Source organism: Streptomyces sp. NPDC004788 (assembly GCF_053601115.1).
Genome location: NZ_JBSGBF010000100.1, coordinates 1 through 16,654, shown reverse-complemented (window position 1 = coordinate 16,654; position 16,654 = coordinate 1). Strand labels below are relative to the sequence as shown.

At 73.8% G+C, this 16,654-nt stretch carries 16 protein-coding genes; 11 read left to right on the top strand and 5 right to left on the bottom strand.

Annotation, left to right across the window (positions count from 1 at the left end; all coding sequences use genetic code 11):
• Positions 1–53 precede the first annotated feature (53 nt).
• Complete coding sequence (locus ACWEJX_RS31315; RefSeq protein WP_451610797.1) at positions 54–824, bottom strand: pyrimidine reductase family protein; 771 nt, start codon at positions 822–824, stop codon at positions 54–56.
• A 36-nt stretch (positions 825–860) separates the two neighbouring features.
• Here ACWEJX_RS31315 and zapE point away from each other — a divergent pair, with 36 nt between their 5' ends.
• A complete protein-coding gene (gene zapE, locus ACWEJX_RS31310) occupies positions 861–1,955 on the top strand; it encodes a cell division protein ZapE (RefSeq protein WP_451610796.1) in 1,095 nt (364 codons plus the stop codon).
• 31 nt (positions 1,956–1,986) lie between these two features.
• The gene (locus tag ACWEJX_RS31305; RefSeq protein ID WP_451610795.1) at positions 1,987–2,412 is read left to right on the top strand and encodes an OsmC family protein; all 426 of its coding nucleotides are present in this window, start codon (positions 1,987–1,989) and stop codon (positions 2,410–2,412) included.
• Positions 2,413–2,431: 19 nt separating this feature from the next.
• Here ACWEJX_RS31305 and ACWEJX_RS31300 read toward each other — a convergent pair whose 3' ends face one another.
• Entirely contained in the window at positions 2,432–3,370 is a 939-nt protein-coding gene (locus tag ACWEJX_RS31300; protein ID WP_451610794.1) for an oxidoreductase, read from the bottom strand.
• Positions 3,371–3,447: 77 nt separating this feature from the next.
• Here ACWEJX_RS31300 and ACWEJX_RS31295 point away from each other — a divergent pair, with 77 nt between their 5' ends.
• From ACWEJX_RS31295 to ACWEJX_RS31285, 3 genes are all read left to right on the top strand, one after another.
• The gene (locus ACWEJX_RS31295; protein ID WP_403799163.1) at positions 3,448–4,053 is read left to right on the top strand and encodes a TetR family transcriptional regulator; all 606 of its coding nucleotides are present in this window, start codon (positions 3,448–3,450) and stop codon (positions 4,051–4,053) included.
• Between the two features lie 179 nt (positions 4,054–4,232).
• Positions 4,233–5,063, top strand: coding sequence for a PPK2 family polyphosphate kinase (locus ACWEJX_RS31290; RefSeq protein ID WP_451610809.1), 831 nt, complete (start codon positions 4,233–4,235; stop codon positions 5,061–5,063).
• A gap of 17 nt (positions 5,064–5,080) precedes the next feature.
• On the top strand, positions 5,081–5,974 hold the full coding sequence (locus ACWEJX_RS31285; RefSeq protein ID WP_451610793.1) for a polysaccharide deacetylase family protein: 894 nt from the start codon (positions 5,081–5,083) through the stop codon (positions 5,972–5,974).
• 67 nt (positions 5,975–6,041) lie between these two features.
• Here ACWEJX_RS31285 and ACWEJX_RS31280 read toward each other — a convergent pair whose 3' ends face one another.
• The 3 genes from ACWEJX_RS31280 to ACWEJX_RS31270 all read right to left on the bottom strand — a co-directional run bounded on the left by ACWEJX_RS31280 (position 6,042) and on the right by ACWEJX_RS31270 (position 8,308).
• Positions 6,042–6,683 carry an ABC transporter gene (locus tag ACWEJX_RS31280; RefSeq protein ID WP_451610792.1) on the bottom strand — a complete coding sequence of 214 codons (642 nt, stop codon included), beginning with the start codon at positions 6,681–6,683 and terminating at the stop codon, positions 6,042–6,044.
• Entirely contained in the window at positions 6,680–7,492 is an 813-nt protein-coding gene (locus ACWEJX_RS31275) for an ABC transporter ATP-binding protein (RefSeq protein WP_451610791.1), read from the bottom strand. Before ACWEJX_RS31275 ends, ACWEJX_RS31280 begins: the two co-directional genes overlap by 4 nt.
• A gap of 141 nt (positions 7,493–7,633) precedes the next feature.
• Positions 7,634–8,308, bottom strand: coding sequence for an AIM24 family protein (locus tag ACWEJX_RS31270; protein WP_451610790.1), 675 nt, complete (start codon positions 8,306–8,308; stop codon positions 7,634–7,636).
• Positions 8,309–8,402: 94 nt separating this feature from the next.
• Here ACWEJX_RS31270 and ACWEJX_RS31265 point away from each other — a divergent pair, with 94 nt between their 5' ends.
• The 6 genes from ACWEJX_RS31265 to ACWEJX_RS31240 all read left to right on the top strand — a co-directional run.
• On the top strand, positions 8,403–9,125 hold the full coding sequence (locus ACWEJX_RS31265) for a peptidyl-tRNA hydrolase (RefSeq protein WP_451610789.1): 723 nt from the start codon (positions 8,403–8,405) through the stop codon (positions 9,123–9,125).
• A 649-nt stretch (positions 9,126–9,774) separates the two neighbouring features.
• A complete protein-coding gene (locus ACWEJX_RS31260; protein WP_451610788.1) occupies positions 9,775–11,211 on the top strand; it encodes a pyridoxal phosphate-dependent decarboxylase family protein in 1,437 nt (478 codons plus the stop codon).
• Between the two features lie 231 nt (positions 11,212–11,442).
• On the top strand, positions 11,443–13,053 hold the full coding sequence (locus tag ACWEJX_RS31255) for a DUF692 domain-containing protein (RefSeq protein WP_451610787.1): 1,611 nt from the start codon (positions 11,443–11,445) through the stop codon (positions 13,051–13,053).
• A complete protein-coding gene (locus tag ACWEJX_RS31250; protein WP_451610786.1) occupies positions 13,050–14,120 on the top strand; it encodes a TIGR04222 domain-containing membrane protein in 1,071 nt (356 codons plus the stop codon). Before ACWEJX_RS31255 ends, ACWEJX_RS31250 begins: the two co-directional genes overlap by 4 nt.
• A gap of 59 nt (positions 14,121–14,179) precedes the next feature.
• Entirely contained in the window at positions 14,180–14,926 is a 747-nt protein-coding gene (locus tag ACWEJX_RS31245) for a TIGR04222 domain-containing membrane protein (RefSeq protein ID WP_451610808.1), read from the top strand.
• Positions 14,927–15,036: 110 nt separating this feature from the next.
• A partial coding sequence (locus ACWEJX_RS31240) for an alpha/beta hydrolase (RefSeq protein ID WP_451610785.1) occupies positions 15,037–16,654 on the top strand: 1,618 nt, incomplete at its 3' end.

Genomic DNA, 16,654 nt, shown 5'->3' with positions numbered 1-16,654 from the left:
GCGAAGTGATTGTGCCCAGCGGACGCGAAGCGGAACGACAAATTCCGCGATTGTCAGATCCGAAGGTAGCGGGTGAAGAGGAAGCCGTCCTGCTCCAGCACCGACGCCACGGCGAAGCGTTTCGGAACGGCGACCGGGGGCCCTCCGGCGATCCGCTGCGCGGTGCCGGCGGTCATGGTCGGCGAGACGCTCAGGCACAGCTCGTCGAGCACCCCGGCGGCCACGAACTGGCCGAGCAGGCGCGGCCCGCCCTCGGTCAGCTGGCGCCGCAGCCCGCGCTCCGCGAGCGCCGCGACCACCCGCTCCGGCTCGACCCCGGGGCCGTCGCCCGCGATCACCACCTCGGCTCCCGCCCGCTCGGCCTCGGCCCGGCGCTCCGCCGGGGACTCGGCACCGGTCAGGATCAGGGTCGGGACGAGGGGCTCGGTGAAGAGCGGAAGCGAGAAATCCAGGTCCAGGGAGGCCGTCACGACGGCGATCACCGGGGCCGGGCCCTGCCCGGCCGCCGCCCGGCGGGCCGCGAAGACCTCCCGCGCCCGGGCCGGCCGGTAACCCTCGGACCGTACGGTCTCGGCGCCGACCACCACGACGTCGGCGAGGCCGCGCAGCGTCCCGAAGATCCGCATGTCGGTCTCGGAGGAGAGCGGCTGGGAGCGTCCTTCGTGCTGGCCGGCCCCGTCGAGCGAGGAGACCATGTTGGCGCGCAGCCAGGGGCGGGCGGCGACTTCCGCCGGATACGCGTAGGCGTCGGCGAGCTCGTCGAGGGACCACTCCCTGTCCGACTCGCTGGCTGTCATGTCCGTCACAGGGAACAGGCGTCGCATCCTCGCAGTCTGACATGGCGCTTACAGTGGAGAACTGTGTCGACCCGTGCCATAACCGAAGCCTCTTCCACCACAGCGGCCCCGTTCTCGCTGTGCTCGCGAGAGCCGCATGTCCCCGCCGACCGCCTGGTGGCGGAGATGGTGCCGCCGCCGCGGTTCGACTCGGTGCGCTTCGACACGTACATCCCGGACCCGAACCAGCCCAGCCAGATCGAGGCGGTCAAGGTCCTCGGCGACTTCGCCGAGGGGCTCGGCGGCGCCCACGCCTCCGGCGCCGGCAAGCGCCGCTGGTTCTCCAAGGCGCCGAAGAAGCAGGCCCCGGCGGCCGGCCCGCGCGGTGTCTACCTGGACGGCGGCTACGGCGTCGGCAAGACGCACCTGCTCGCCTCCCTCTGGCACGCCACCCCGGCCGAGCCGGCCCTCAAGGCGTTCGGCACCTTCGTGGAGCTGACGAACCTGGTGGGCGCGCTCGGCTTCCAGCAGACCGTGCAGACGCTCAGCGGACACCGGCTGCTGTGCATCGACGAGTTCGAGCTGGACGACCCGGGCGACACGGTCCTGGTCTCCTCGCTCCTCAGCCGCCTCGTGGAGCACGGCGTGGCGCTCGCCGCCACCTCCAACACCCTGCCCGGCAAGCTCGGCGAGGGCCGCTTCGCCGCCGCCGACTTCCTGCGCGAGATCCAGGGCCTGTCGGCGCACTTCCGCCCGCTGCGGATCGACGGCGAGGACTACCGCCACCGCGGCCTGCCCGAGGCCCCCGCCCCGTACTCCGACGAGGTCGTCACGAAGACCGCGTACGCGACCCCGGGCGCCTCCCTCGACGACTTCCCGCACCTGCTCGAACACCTGGCCAGGGTTCACCCGAGCCGGTACGGCGCGCTGACCGACGAGCTCACGGCCGTCTGCCTCACCGACGTCCAGCCGGTCCCCGACCAGTCGACCGCGCTGCGGCTCGTGGTCCTGGCCGACCGGCTCTACGACCGCGAGATACCCGTGCTCGCCTCCGGACTCCCCTTCGACAAGCTGTTCAGCGACGAGATGCTGAACGGCGGGTACAAGAAGAAGTACTTCCGGGCGATCTCCCGGCTCACCGCGCTCGCGCGGGACGCGAAGGGGCTCGTGGCGCAGTAGCTTGGGGCCACACCCCAGCGAAAGGGATCACATGGCCACCGTGCGTCACGCCCACACCGTCTGGCAGGGCGACCTCCTCAAGGGTTCCGGCGAGGTCAGCCTCGACTCCTCCAAGCTCGGCTCGTACGACGTCACCTGGGCGTCCCGTGCCGAGCAGCCGGACGGCCGGACCAGCCCCGAGGAGCTGATCGCCGCCGCGCACTCCTCCTGCTTCTCGATGGCCTTCTCCAACGGCCTGGCCAAGGCCGGCAACCCGCCGACCCGCCTGGAGACCAAGGCCGACGTCACCTTCCAGCCCGGCGAGGGCATCACGGGCATCCACCTCACCGTGCGCGGCGAGGTGCCGGGCCTGGACGCGGACAAGTTCCAGGAGCTGGCGGAGGACGCCAAGAAGAACTGCCCGGTGAGCCAGGCGCTGACCGGGACGACGATCACGCTGACGGCGGAGCTGGCGTAACCCCGACGGACGGCGGGGCTCAGCCCAGCTCGTACCGCACCTCGGTGAGGCGCTCCGACAACTCCCACAGACGGCGGCCGGTCTCCTGATCGGTCGCCGTCGGCGCGAGCGCGACCCGCTTGGGCGCGCCGCGCAGTTCCCCCGGCCCGTCCGGGCCGACGAACGCGCCGCCCTCGACGCCGGGCGCGGTCGCCGCGTAGAGCTGCGGCAGGGCGCCGGTCTCGGGCGACTGCGCGAGCAGCGGCCCGAGGATCCGGCCGAAGACGAGCCGTACGAGGGCCACCGGGGTGCCGTTCTGGAGGTTGGTGGCGGTGTAGCCGGGGTGCGCGAGGACGCTGCGCACGGGGCTGCCGGCGGCGGTCAGACGGCGGTGCAGCTCGTGGCCGAAGACGGCGTTGGCGAGCTTGGACTGGTTGTAGAAGCCCATGGGCGAGTAGCGGCGCTCGCCGTGGATGTCGTCGAAGTCGAGGGCGCCCTTGCGGTGCTGGAGCGAGCTGACCGTGACGACCCGGGGCTCGTGCCCGGCGGCCAGACGGTCGAGCAGCAGTCCGGTGAGGGCGAAGTGGCCCAGGTGGTTGGCGGCGAACTGGAGCTCGTGGCCCTGGGCGCTGAGGGTGCGCGGCGGCGCCATCACGCCCGCGTTGTTGACCAGCACGTCGAGGTGCCGGTGTTCCGCGCGGAGCTTCGCGGCGAACTCCCGTACGGATGCGAGGTCGGCCAGGTCGACCCGCCGCACGTCGAGGCGGGCGCCCGGCACGCGGCCGGCGATGTCGAGCGCGGCGTCGCGGCCCTTGCGCTCGTCGCGGACGGCGAGGACGACATGGGCGCCGTGGCGGGCGAGGGCACGGGTGGTGGCGAGGCCGAGGCCGCTGTTGGCGCCGGTGACGACGAAGACGCGTCCGCTGAGGTCGGGGATGTGGTCGGCGTTCCACTTCTGGGTGTCCAGCTGCGTATCCATGTGACACACGCTGCCGCTGGTGTCACTCGGTGTCAAGTTTTTCATTCGGTGCCACATCTCGGACTACGATGGGCGGCATGAGCCTCGCCGCACGCAAACGCCAGCTCGTCGCCACCGAACTCACCGAGTCCGCCCTCCAGCTCCTCGCCCTGAGGGGCTTCGACGGGGTCACGGTGGACGAGATCGCGGCCGCCGCCGGGGTGTCGAAGCGGACCTTCTTCCGCTACTTCGCGTCCAAGGAGGACGTGGTCGTCCAGTTCCTGTCCGGCATGGGCACCGACATCGCCTCGGCGCTCGCCGCCCGGCCGGCCGGCGAGCCGGCCTCCGTCTCGCTCCGCCACGCCGTCGCCGTGCCGCTCGCCGCCTGCACCGACGAGCACCCCGACCATGCGGCCCGCGCACTCCGCGTGGTGCAACTGGTCCTCCGCACCCCGGCCCTCCTCGCCCGCCTCCTGGAGCGGCAGGCGGAGTGGCGCGAGGCGCTCGCGGCGGAGCTGGCCCGGCGCCGGGACGTGGACCCGGTGGCCGACCTCTACCCGCGCCTCGCCGCCGGCACCGCGCTGGTGGCCTTCCACACGGCGCTGGAGCGGTGGAGCGACAGCGAGGCGGCGGAGGACCCGCTGGAGCTGCTCGACCGGGCGTTCGGGGTGGTGGCACCGGCGCTGGACGCGCAGGATCGGTAGGAGGCGGGCCGCCGGAAGGAAGGACGGACGGACGAGTGCCGAAGCGGAAGACGAGGGCGGAGTCGAAGGCGGAGTCGAAGGCGGAGACGAGGCCGGAGTCGAAGGCAGAGAGGAAGGCGGAGTCGAAGGCAGAGACGAGGGCGGAGAGGAAGGCGGAGAGGAAGGCGGAGACGAAGAGGCTGGGTGCCGTACTGAGGCTGCCGGTGGGCGAGCGGATCGACCTCTCCTCGTACGACGCCTCCGCGACCCCCGTCGGCCCCGCCGACAAGACGGTCGGCCGCGCCGCCACCGCCACCCTCGCCCCGCGCCTCGCCGAACTCCAGGAACGCCTCTACGCCGCGAGCACCGCCGGCGACCGCCGGCGCCTCCTCCTCGTCCTCCAGGGCATGGACACCAGCGGCAAGGGCGGCACGGTCAAGCACGTCATCAGCCACTTCAACCCCTCCGGCTGCCGCATCCACGCCTTCAAGGCCCCCACCCCGGAGGAAAGCGCCCACCCCTTCCTCTGGCGCGTCGCCCAGGCCCTCCCCCGCCCCGGCGAGATCGGCATCTTCGACCGCTCCCACTACGAGGACGTCCTCGTCGCCCGCGTCCGCGCCCTGGCCCCGCCGGCGGAGATCGACGACCGCTACGCCGACATCGCCGGCTTCGAGAAGTCCCTGGTCGACAACGACGTCACCGTCGTCAAGGTCTTCCTCCACATCTCCTACGAGGAACAGCGCGCCCGCCTCCTCGCCCGCCTCGACAACCCCGCCAAGCACTGGAAGTTCAGCGCCGGCGACATCGACGACCGCGCCCTCTGGCCCGCCTACCAGAAGGCGTACGAGGTCGCGATGGAGCGCTGCGCCACCGACCGCACACCGTGGTACCTGGTCCCGGCGGACCGCAAGTGGTACCGCAACTGGGCGATCAGCAGGCTGCTCCTGGAGCATCTGGAGGAACTGGATCCGCAGTACCCGAAGGGGGACTTCGACATGGCGGAGTGCCGGAGGCGCCTCCTCGCCGAATGATCGGTTAATTTCCGTAGGTGACCATTTCTGCACGAAAGTTGTCGGCGCTGGCTCTTCTGGGCGCCGTACTCGTCGGCTGCGGCGGGGGCGCGGCCGACTCCCCCGCGCACCCCGCGCATCCCGCGCCGCCCTCGCGCCCCACGGCGGCGGCCCCCGGCACCAAGGCCGCGGCGCCCGCGCCCGACCGTCCCGCCGCGCCCGTCCGCAAGGTGCCGCCCACGCTCCCGCCGGCGGCCGGCGGGCTCACGCCCGTCTACACGCACCGGGCCAGGAGCACGGAGAAGGTCGTCGCGCTCACCTTCGACGCGGACATGACGGCCGACCAGGGGCCGCGGGCGGCCCGCGGCGAGCACTTCGACAATCCGGAGCTGATCGCGACCCTGCGCCGGCTCAAGGTGGACTCGACCGTGTTCATGACGGGACGCTGGGCCGAGGAGTACCCGGACGAGGCGAAGTCGATCGGCAACGATCCGCGCTTCGAGATCGCCAACCACTCCTTCAGCCACTACGCCTTCGCGAGCCCCTGCTACGGCCTGCCCACCGTCGCCAAGCCCGACATGGCCTCTGACGTCCAGCGCGCCTTCGACGCCTTCCGCGACGCCGGCGCCACCAACGTCGTCCCGTACTTCCGCTTCCCCGGCGGCTGTTACGACGACGAGGCACTCCGCGCGCTCGCCCCGCTCGGCGTCACCGCCATCCAGTGGGACGTCGTCAGCGGCGACGCCTTCGCCAAGGACGCCGACGCCGTCGCCGAGCAGGTGCTCTCGGGGGTGAAGCCGGGCTCGCTGGTCGTCATGCACTGCACCCGCAGCGCGGCACCCGTCACCGAGCGGGCGGTCCGCCGGATCGTGCCGGAGCTGCGGGCGAAGGGCTACCGCTTCGTGAAGGTGTCGGAGCTGATGAGCCGTTAGCGCCCCCGAAGGGGGTAAGGCCGTCAGGGCCGGTGCGCCCGCCGGTCGTGCCCGGGGCGGTGCCGGCTCAGCCCGAGCGGGCCGTGAGCCGGCAGGCCGCGGCCGTCGCCGCTGTCATGAGTGCCAGGGCTGTGGCGAGGGCCGGCCAGGGGAGGGAGAGAGGCGCTGAGGCGTGGGAGGCGGTGAAGAGGGCGGTGAGGGCGGACTTGGCCGGGGAGCCCGTGGTGACCAGGGCCAGGAGGGAGCCGAGGAGGAGGGTGCTGAGGGACCAGCCGCGGGAGGGGACGAGGGGGCGGGTGGTGAGGGCGCCGACGGTCGCGCCCGTGAGGGTGCAGGCGGTCGCGGCGAGCAGGCCCGCGACGGCCCCGCCCGGGTGGGGGTCGCTGACGGCGGTGACGGCGAGGACGGTGACCCAGGCGACGAGCAGGACGGCCGCGGTGGCGGTGACGATCGCCGCCAGGTGGGCGCGGGCCGGGCCGGCGGCCGCGGCGACGACCGTGCGGGCGGCGGGCGGCTCCTGGTCGAGGCAGACGCGTACCGCCCACGCGGCCACCGGGACCAGGCCCGTCGCCGCGTAGCCCAGGGAACCGAGCAGGGGTTCGCCGGGGCGGACGCCGACGCCGACGTAGGCGGCGTAGAGGAGGAAGGGGGCGAGCCAGCGCTGGGAGCGCAGGAGGAGGGCCGCCTGGTAGCGGAGGAGCGCCGTCACACCCGTACGCCTTCGGTGCCGAGGTGGTCGATGTGCCAGCCCGCGTCGAGCAGGGCGCGCAGGACGGCGTCGGAGCGGTCCGCTTCGACGGTGAGGGTGACGACGCGGCCGTCGGTGGGTGCGGCTCGCAGGTCCGCCGGGAGTTCCGTGCCGCCCGACGCGGTGATGCGCGTACTGGCGCGCGGGGCCTGGGACGGCTCCGCCCGCGTCACGCGGCCCGCCGCCACCGCGTACACCGCGTCCGCCTCCCCTGCCAGCCGTCGCGGGTCGTGGTCGACGAAGACGACCCGACCGCCCGCCGCGACCCGTTCGCGGACCGCGCGGTCGAGTTCGGCGCGGGCGGCGGTGTCGAGACCGGTCCACGCCTCGTCGAGGACGAGCAGTCCGGGCTCGGCGAGCAGGGCCTGGGCGACGGCCACTTTCTGGCTGGTGCCCTTGGAGAGTTCGCCGAGCGGGGTGTCCCGGTACGCGGCGGCGCCGAAGCGCTCCAGCCACTCCCCCGCCCTCGCCCGGGCCACCGCGCCGCCGAGGCCCTGGATGCGGCCGAGGTGGATCAGGTAGCCGGCCGCGGTGAGCGGCAGGGCGGCGGGGAAGCGCTCGGGGACGTACGCGGTACGGGCCGGCCGGCCGGTGACGCGGCCCGCGCTCGGCGCGTCGATGCCCGCCACGAGCCGCAGCAGCGTCGACTTGCCGGAGCCGTTGGTGCCGGTGAACCGGGCCAGGGTGCCGGCCGGCAGGGCGAACCCCACTTCGCGCAGCACCCAGGGCCCGCGCGCCCCATAGCGGCGCCCGACGTCCTCGAACCTCACTCCGTCACTCCGTCACCCCGTCACCCCGGCAGCACATCACCGCGTCGACTCGTCGCCCTGTCAGCTCGTCACCGCGTCAGCTCGCCACCCGTCGACTCGTCACCCCGGCAGCACGTCACCGCGTCGGCTCGTCGCCCTGTCTCAGTTGGCGACCTTCTGCGGGACCGCCTCGCTCGGGCGCACGATGACGAAGCCCTGACCCTCCAGCTTCAGCTGGACCGCCTCGCCCGAACCGCCGCGGATCATCGAGCCGAAGGACTGCGAGCGGTGCAGCGAGGTGTGCAGCTGCTCGCTCCAGCCGACGACCGCGTCGGTGTCCACGTACACCGGGGCCTCGGGGGTGACGGGGATGACGATCGGGTTGCCCTCGCACATCAGGGCGATCTTGCCGTAGCCGGTGAAGACGCTGTTGAACAGGCCGCCGCCGGTCATGCCGGCGCCCTTCACCGTCTTGATCTCGTAGTGCAGCGTGGCGTCGAAGCACAGCACGTTGCGGCCGTTCACGGTCAGGGCGTCGCCCTGCTCGACCTCCACGATGAAACAGTTCTGCGCCTCGTGGGCGAACCACGCCTCGCCCTGGCCGCGCACGGCCATCAGCGCCAGGCCCTCCCCGGTGACCGCCCGCTTGAGCAGGCCGCCCAGGCCCTGGCTCTTGTGCTCGAACTGGAGGTTCCCCCGGAAGGCGATCATCGAGCCCTGTCGGGCGTGCATCTCCCCGTTGACGGTGTACTTGACCGACTTGGCGTTCTGGAGGGTCATCCCCGGATACGTCGCGGCCTCGGCGAGGTGCTCACTGGCGAAAAGATCACTCTTCATGGCGGCATCCTGTCCCGGAAGCACTCATTCCCACAAGAAACGCGTGTTCGGAACGCGTGCTCGCTGCCGGGAAGCGCGATGGCAGACTTGCCGGGTGAGCAGCAACGACCCCCGTGACCTCCACGACCCCCGTGACGAGAAGCCGCAGTTCGTCCTCCCCCTCGTCGTCCGCATCGAGCGCGCCGAGCCCCCGGCCCGTACCGACGCCCTGGAGACGGCCGCCCGCGCGGTCCTCACGATCCTGGCCGACGAGCGTTCGCTCGGCGAGGGCGAGTGGGCGCAGGCGATGACGGACTGGCAGGACGCCCGCATCCGCAAGGTGGTGCGCCGGGCGCGCGGCGCGGAGTGGCGCCGGGCGGAGGCGCTGCCGGGCATCACGGTCGCGAGTGCGCAGGGCACGGAGGTACGGGTCTTCCCGCCGGTCCCGCTGGACGGCTGGCCCAAGGAGCTGGCCCGCCTCCAGGTGTCGGGCACCGACCTGGACGACCCGGCCGCGCCGGGACCGGCGCCGGAGGGCGGCGCCGTGCTGTGGCTCAACCCGGAGCTCGACATGTCCGCCGGCAAAGCGATGGCGCAGGCCGGGCACGGTGCCCAGCTGCTGTGGTGGGAGCTCTCCGACGCCGACCGCAAGAGCTGGCGCGAGGCCGGTTTCCCGCTCTCCGTGCGCACGGCCGACCCGGAGCGCTGGGCGCGGCTGACGTCGGGCGGGCTTCCGGTGGTCAGGGACGCCGGGTTCACCGAGATCGCGCCGGGGCTGACCGTTGCAGCCGAAGGCGGCACGCGCTACTGCCCCACCCCGCGCCTTCGCCGTCCGTGAGCGCACCACGCTGACCTCATCACGGCAACGGGTCAAGCGTTTGCGCCCCGGCAGTTGCACGGTTCCGGCGGGTCATCCCCGGACTGAGGAGGGGCGGGGCCCCTTCTACCGGGGAGGGGCCTCAGCAGTACGCCGGCATCCACCGGCGCTCGAGGCCCAGCGCATCCGCTGCCGCCGAGGAGCAGGGCACGGAGCGCAGACTGCGGCCGACGCGGACAGTGACGTGGGCGAGGACGGATCACCTCGCCGTCACCCCATCGTCCCGGCAACGGCAGCAGTAGCCGTCAATGGCCAGATCACGCTCAGCTTCTGGGGCACGCCCTCCGATGGTTCGCCCCTGGCGGAGCAGTCGACGGTGACGGTCACGGCGTCAATGGCCGGCAGGAACCATTCCGGTCTTTTCGGAGGAACTCCGGCCCCCGGGAGCCGCCGGGTGATGACGCTCCGGACGGAGTCTTCACGCCTGGTCGTGACCGAGCGCCGTGGCCCTCGTTACGATCACGGCCTCGGTGTGCTGACCTAGGCCTTCTCCTGTTGCTGAAAGGCTCCACGCGCCGTCATGAACCGCTTTCCGCCCGACCACGTTCCGGCCCGTTTCAGCGAGCCTCCGCCGTCGTGGGGCGAGGGACCTCCGGCAGCGCATCCGAAGGTGCTGCGGGACGAGCTCATCGCGGCCACGGAGTGGGTCTGCCAGTACCTGAGCCAGCTTCCGGAAGCCCCGGTGAGCCGTCCGATGCCCGCGCGCCGGCGCGCCCGCCTGCGGGATGCCCCGCTCGCCCGTTCCGGTGGTGAGCTGGGCCGGATCCTGGACTTCGTGCGCGAGGAGATCGCAACGTTTCCCACCGGGAACGGGCACCCGGCCTTCTTCGCCTGGATCAACTCCCCGCCCGCCCCCGCCGGCCTGATCGCCGAACTCCTCGCTTCCGCCGTCAACGCCACCTGCGGCATGGGCGAGAACGCCCTGATGGACCTCGAACGCGGCACCGTGCGCATCCTGGCCGACCTGGCCGGACTGCCCGCCACCGCCGGAGGGGTCCTGACCAGCGGCGGCTCCATGGCCAACCTGCTCGCCCTGGCCACCGCCCGCAGCTGGTTCCTCACCCGCCGCGGCTCCGGTGACGGCCCCGCCTACGACCGCGACCACGCCCGCCTGACCCTCTACTACAGCGCCCAAGCCCACATGTCCGTCGCCAAGGCCGCAGCCTGCATCGGCATCCCCGCCCACCGCCTGCGCCCCATCCCCAGCGACACACAGCACCGCCTGGACCCCGCCGCACTGCGCGCAGCCGTGGCCGCGGACCAGGCCGCCGGACTCTTGCCCTTCTGCACCGTCACCACGCTGGGCACCACCGCCACCGGCGCCGTCGACCCCCTCGAACCCGTCACCGCCTTGTGCCGGAGCACCGGGATGTGGCACCACGCCGACGGAGCCTGGGGCGGACTGGGCGCCATGGTGCCCGCTCTGGCACACCTCTACCAAGACGTCGCCGACGTGGACTCCATGACCGTGGATCCGCACAAGACCCTCAGCGTGCCGGTCGGCTGCGGCGCACTCCTGGTCACCGACCCCGAGCACCTCCACACCGCCTTCGCCCACCGCGCCTCCTACCTCACCCCCGGCGAACCCGACACCCTCCCCTGGCTCTCCCACGCCACCATCGAACTCACCCGCCCCGGCACCCGCGCCCTCGCCCTGTGGGCCACCCTGCACCACCTCGGACGCGACGGCGTCACCGCCCTGCTCCAGCACTACCTGACCCTCGCCGACCGCCTGCGCGACAAGATCACCGCCAGCCCCCGCCTGGAACTCGTGGCCGGCGGCCCCTGGCCGGTCGCCTGCTTCCGCCTCACCGACACCACCGCAACCAGGCCCGAAGCTGACGCCCTCCACACCCGCGTCGCCCACCGCGTCCAGACCGCCGGACGCGCCTACCTCGCCACCGTCACCGTTGACGACCGCACGGTCCTGCGCGCCTGTCTCTGCAACTACCGCACCCACGAAAGCGACCTCGACCTGCTCCTGCACGAAGTCCTCCACGCCGCGGACTCCGACCGCGCAGCACCCACCCGATGCACCGACGAGTGATCACCCGTCAAGCAGGCACGGCAGGCCGCCCCGTTCGAAAGAGCGGCGCGGTCGGAACCGGGGCTCTGGCACAGCTTCCGGCGGTTGCGTTGATCCCCGGTGTCCGAGACCGGCGTCCTGGGTGAACCGGCAGGTGCGGTTCCCAACCTCAAATCAACCTCTGAACGTTCTCTCCGGCGGATTCGAACCGCCCCTTCCGGGCCATCAGCTCAGGGACCGAAGGAGGGGGACATGGGGGACCTGAAGAATTCCGGCGTGCTCGGTGTCGGCATCGGCTGGCGGCCGGAGATCGCGGACGCGGTGGAGGCGCTGGCGGGGGTCGACTGGGTGGAGGTCGTCGCCGAGAACCTGTGCGCCGATCATCTGCCGGACTCGCTGGGGCGGCTGCGGGCGCGCGGAGTGACCGTCGTGCCGCACGGGGTGTCGCTGGGGCTCGGCGGGGCCGACCGGCCGGACGCGGGGCGGCTCGCGGCGCTCGCGCGGAAGGCCGAGGTGCTCGGCGCGCCGCTGGTGACGGAGCACGTCGCGTTCGTCAGGGCCGGGGGGCCGCTGACCTCCCCCAAGCTCTCGGCTTCGCTCGAGCAGGGGGGACCCCCATCGCCGCAGCTGGAGGCCGGGCATCTGCTGCCGGTGCCGCGCACCTGGGACGCGCTCGACGTGCTGTGCGAGAACATACGGATCGCGCAGGACGCGCTACCGGTGCCGCTGGCCCTGGAGAACATCGCCGCGCTCGTCTCCTGGCCCGGCGAGGAGCTGACGGAGGGCCAGTTCCTGACGGAGCTGGTGGAGCGCACGGGGGTGCGGCTCCTGATCGACGTGGCGAACCTGCACACCAACCACGTCAACCGCGGCGAGGACCCCGCGGAGGCGCTGTCCTCGCTGCCGGTCGAGGCGATCGCGTACGTGCACGTGGCGGGCGGTCTGGAACGGGACGGGGTCTGGCACGACACCCACGCCCACCCGGTGCCCCGGGCCGTCCTGGACATCCTGGCGGACCTGGCCTCGCGGGTCTCCCCGCCGGGCGTGCTCCTCGAACGCGACGACCACTTCCCGGGGCCGCGGGAACTCGCCGCCGAGCTCACGGCGATCCGGACGACGGTGGAGGCGGGCGTGGCGGCCGCCTCGCGCCGGCCGCTGCTGATCGGCGCGGGCGCCCGGGCCTCGGGCGGCGCGATGCCGCTCGCCGCCCCGCGGACCGCGCCCATGGCCCAGTCCCGTACGGCCGACGCGGCCGACGCGGCCGACAGGGCCGGCTCCGGCAACACGAGCGACACGGCGGACAGGAGCGACAGGGCCGACGCGGGCGACACCCGCAACACCCGCGACACGGCCCACATGACCAACACCGGCAACACCGGCAACACCGGCAACACCCGCAACGCGGCCGACACCGCCGACACCGGCAACACCGCCTCCGACCGCGCCCGGCAGCGTGTCGGCCTCGCGCAGGCCGCGTTGCTCTCCGCCCTCGTCGCCGGAACGCCCGCGCCCGAGGGTTTCGACGTGCGACGGCTCGGGGTGCAGAGCCGGGCGCTCGCGGCCAAGCGCGCGGACGTCGTGGCCAAGGTGGCGCCCGAGCTGCCCGAGATCCTCGGCGCCGGCTACCGGCCGGCCTTCCTCTCGTACGCCCGGACCCGGCCCATGACGGACGGCTACCGGCACGACGCCCTCGACTTCGTCGAGGCGCTGCTCGTCGCCGGGCGCCCCGCGGACCCGGCGGCGCACCGGCGGCTCACCGCGTGGTGGCGCGACCGGGCGGGCATCCGGCCGCCGGGGCCGGTGGCGCGCCTCGCGCACCGGGTGCGCACCGCGCTCGGCCGTACGGAGGTGGCGGCGCGGTGAACGTGCTCGCGATCGTCTACGACGTGCTCGGCGCGGGCGCCGTCGCGCTGCTGCTCGTCATGCTGCACCGGGCCCGGCGCAGCTCCGGCGGGGCGGTGCACGACCGGTACGAGGCCGCGTTCCTCAACGGCGGCCCGGCCCGGGTCGTCGACTCGGCGCTCGCCTCGCTGCACGGGGACGGGCGGCTCAACGTGAGCGACCCGGGGATCGTGTGGCTGACCCGCTCGGACGCCCGGGCGCACGACCCGGTGGAGCGGGCCGTGCTCGGCACGCACGTGGCCGGGCAGGGCGCGCTCGCGCCGCTGCGGCTCGACGTGATGCGGCACCCGGCGGTGCAGGAGATCGGCGACGGGCTCGCGGCCCGGGGGCTGATCATGACGCCCCGGGCCCGCCGGTCCCTGCTGGTCTGGAGCTGGGCGCTGGGCGGGGCGGTGCTCCTGTCGGTTCCGGTCGTCCTGTTCCTGACCGTGGCGGCGCTGATGGCCACGGACGATTCCGTGCCGTTCGTGGTGAAGGTGGCGCCCGCGCTGCTCGGCGTGCCCCTCACGGCGGTGGCGTGCGGCGTGGCGGCCTCGGGCCGGGTCACGCCGGCGGGCCGGGCCGCGCTCGTGTCGTACGGGCGGGAGCTCGCGCACGTCGCCGAGCCGGGCCTGCTCGTCGCGCTCCACGGGCTCGGCGCGCTGCCGGACCCGCTGCTGCGGGCGCACCTGGTCACGGCGGCCCGTACCCGGGTGCGGCCGATGTCCCCCGCGCGCTCGTCGCACTCCGCCTCCGCCCACCGTTCGTCCTCCCACCACTCCTCGAACGGCGACGCGTTCCTGCCGGTGATGTGGTGCGCGGCGGCGGCCGGGGGCGGTGGGGGCGGGTGCGGTGGCGGCAGCTCGTGCGGGAGTGGCGGGAGTTCGTGCTCCGGCGGAAGCTCGTGCTCGGGAGGGAGTTCCTGTTCCTCGTCGTCGAGTTCGTGCGCGTCCTCGTCGAGCTCCTGCTCCTCCTCGTCGAGTTCGTGCTCGTCCTCGTCCAGCTCCTGCTCCTCCAGCAGCAGTTCCTGCTCGTCGTCCTCGATGTGAGCCGAGCCGGGCCCGGTATTCCGGTGGCGGCCCCGGTCGCCGTCCCGTACAACCAGGGCATGGCCTGGGTCCCCCTCCTCCTCGTCGCCTTCGTGGTGTCCGCCCTCGCGTGTGCGCGGGTGTGCCGCGACGCCATCGCCGTCGACACCGCCGAGCGGCGCCGCGCGGACGCCGCCGGGCTCACGGTGCCGGAGGCGGCGTACCTGGCGGGCGGGCCGCTGCGGGTCGTCGATCTCACGCTGGTCGGGCTGCACCGTTCGCGGGCCGTGCTGCTCGCCCACACCGGCTGGGCGACCGCCGTGGACCCGGGCGGCGGCCGGGACGAGCTGGAGCGGGCCGTGCTCGGCGCGATCGGGCCCGCGGGGCAGTCGCCGATCCCGGCGGTACGGCCGCTGGCCGCGGAGACGGAGTGCGTACGGGCGCTGGCCGACGGCCTGGTGGCGCGCGGCCTCGCGCTGCCCGAGCCGGTGCGGCGCACCTCGGCGGCCGGTGTCCGGGCGCTGCGGGGCGCGTTCCTGCTGACGCTGTCCCTGGGGACGGCGGCCGTGCTGCTCGTGCCCGCGGGCGAGCGCACCCCGGTCCTCGCCTGGTTCTCGCTGCCGCTCGTGGCGGTCGGGCTGTGCCTGGTCATCGCCCGCGCCGACGACCCCGGCCTCGGCTGCTGGGCCTCCCCGGCCGGCCGCCGGCTGCTCGCCGCGCTCTCCCCGGCCGATCCGCTGACGGCGCTGGCCCGGCGCGGCACGGAGGTGCTCGAACCCGAGCTCCGTGCCGCCTTTCGGGTACATGACAGCCGACACCTGGCGTAGATCCTTTACAAGCGCGGCGCTCCGCGGTCCCCTCTTGTCGTCTTTGTCGTCCGTGCCACCGCGCTCCACGGCACCGAGACGCTCCACGGCACCGAGAAGGGGATGCGCAGATGAAGTCCGTCGCGCTGTTGCTGTCCGCTCTCCTCGCCCCCACCGCGGTCGCGCTCCCCCGCGCCGACGCCGCCGACGCCCCGCCTTCGGAGAGCCGCGGCGTCGCGGTCGCCGCGCGGGCCGCCGCGGCCGGGGGCATCCGGTTCGGGCCGTGCCCGGCGGTGGAGAAGCTGCCCGCGCCGGTGGAGTGCGGCACCGTCCGGGTGCCGCTCGACTACGCCGCCCCGAAGGGCACCCAGATCCCGCTCACCGTGAGCCGGGTGAAGGCGTCGGGACCGGCGTCCGGGCGGCAGGGCGCGCTCGTCTACAACCCGGGCGGGCCGGGCGCCTCGTCGACGTACTTCCCGCTCGCGGCCGGGCTGCCCGCCTGGAAGCGGATCTCCGCCGCGTACGACCTGGTCGGCTACGCGCCGCGCGGGGTCGGCCGGTCGGCGCCCGTCTCCTGCCAGGACCCGGCCGACCGCACCCAGGGGCCGACGCTCGCACCGACCGTGCCCTCGGAGGTCTTCAAGAAGGAGCGCATCGCCCGCGCCCGCACCTACGCGCAGGGCTGCGCCCGGCGCACGGGCGCGGCGCTGCGGCACTACCACTCGCTCAACAACGCCCGTGACCTGGAGGTGCTGCGGGCGGCGCTCGGCGAGCGGCGGCTGACGTTCATGGGCGCGTCCTACGGCACGTACTTCGGCGCCCTCTACGCCACGCTGTTCCCACACCGGGTGCGCCGGATGGTCTTCGACGCGCCCGTGAACCCGGCGCCGACGCAGGTCTGGTACGTCAACAACCTCGACCAGTCGGCGGCCTTCGAGGGCCGCTGGGCCGACTTCCGTACGTGGGCGGCGAAGCACGACGAGGTGTACGGGCTCGGCACGACGGCCACCGAGGTCGCGGAGAACTACGAGAAGGTACGCGCAGAGCTGGCCGCCGCCCCGGCGGGCGGCAAGGTCGGACCGGGGCAGCTGCACGGCGCGATGCTCCAGGCGCTGTACGACGACCGGTTCTGGGCGGCGCGGGCGGGCGCGCTCGGGGCGTACCTGAAGGGCGACGCGAAGCCGCTGGTCGCCCAGGCCGGGCCGGCCGAGTCGCCGCGCAGCGGGGAGACGGAGGCCGGCGATCCGGGGAACGCGGGCGCCGTCTACACGGCGGTGGAGTGCAACGACGCGCCCTGGCCGCAGGACTTCGCGGTGTGGGACCGGGACAACACCCGGCTCGCGGCGCTCGCGCCGTTCGAGACCTGGGACAACGTGTGGGCGAACCTGCCCTGCGCGTACTGGACGGCGCCGCGCCAGAAGCCGCTGGACGTGCGCACCGGACCGGGCGTGCTGCCGCCGGTGCTGATCCTGGCGGCCGAGCGGGACGCGGCCGCGCCGTACGCGGGGGCCCTGGAGCTGCAGCGGCGGCTGGGGGGCGCGGCGCTCGTGACCGAGCGGGGCGCGGGAACGCACGGCATCGGGGGCGGCCCGAACGCCTGCGTGAACGCCTATCTGGAGCGCTATCTGCTCACCGGGGCCGTACCGGACGTGACCATGAGCGCGGCAGACCCGGCGGGAGGCGCGGAGGAGATGACGCCGGTGCGGCGCGCTTCGTGCGCGCCGCACCCGGAGCCGGTCCCCGGTGTTA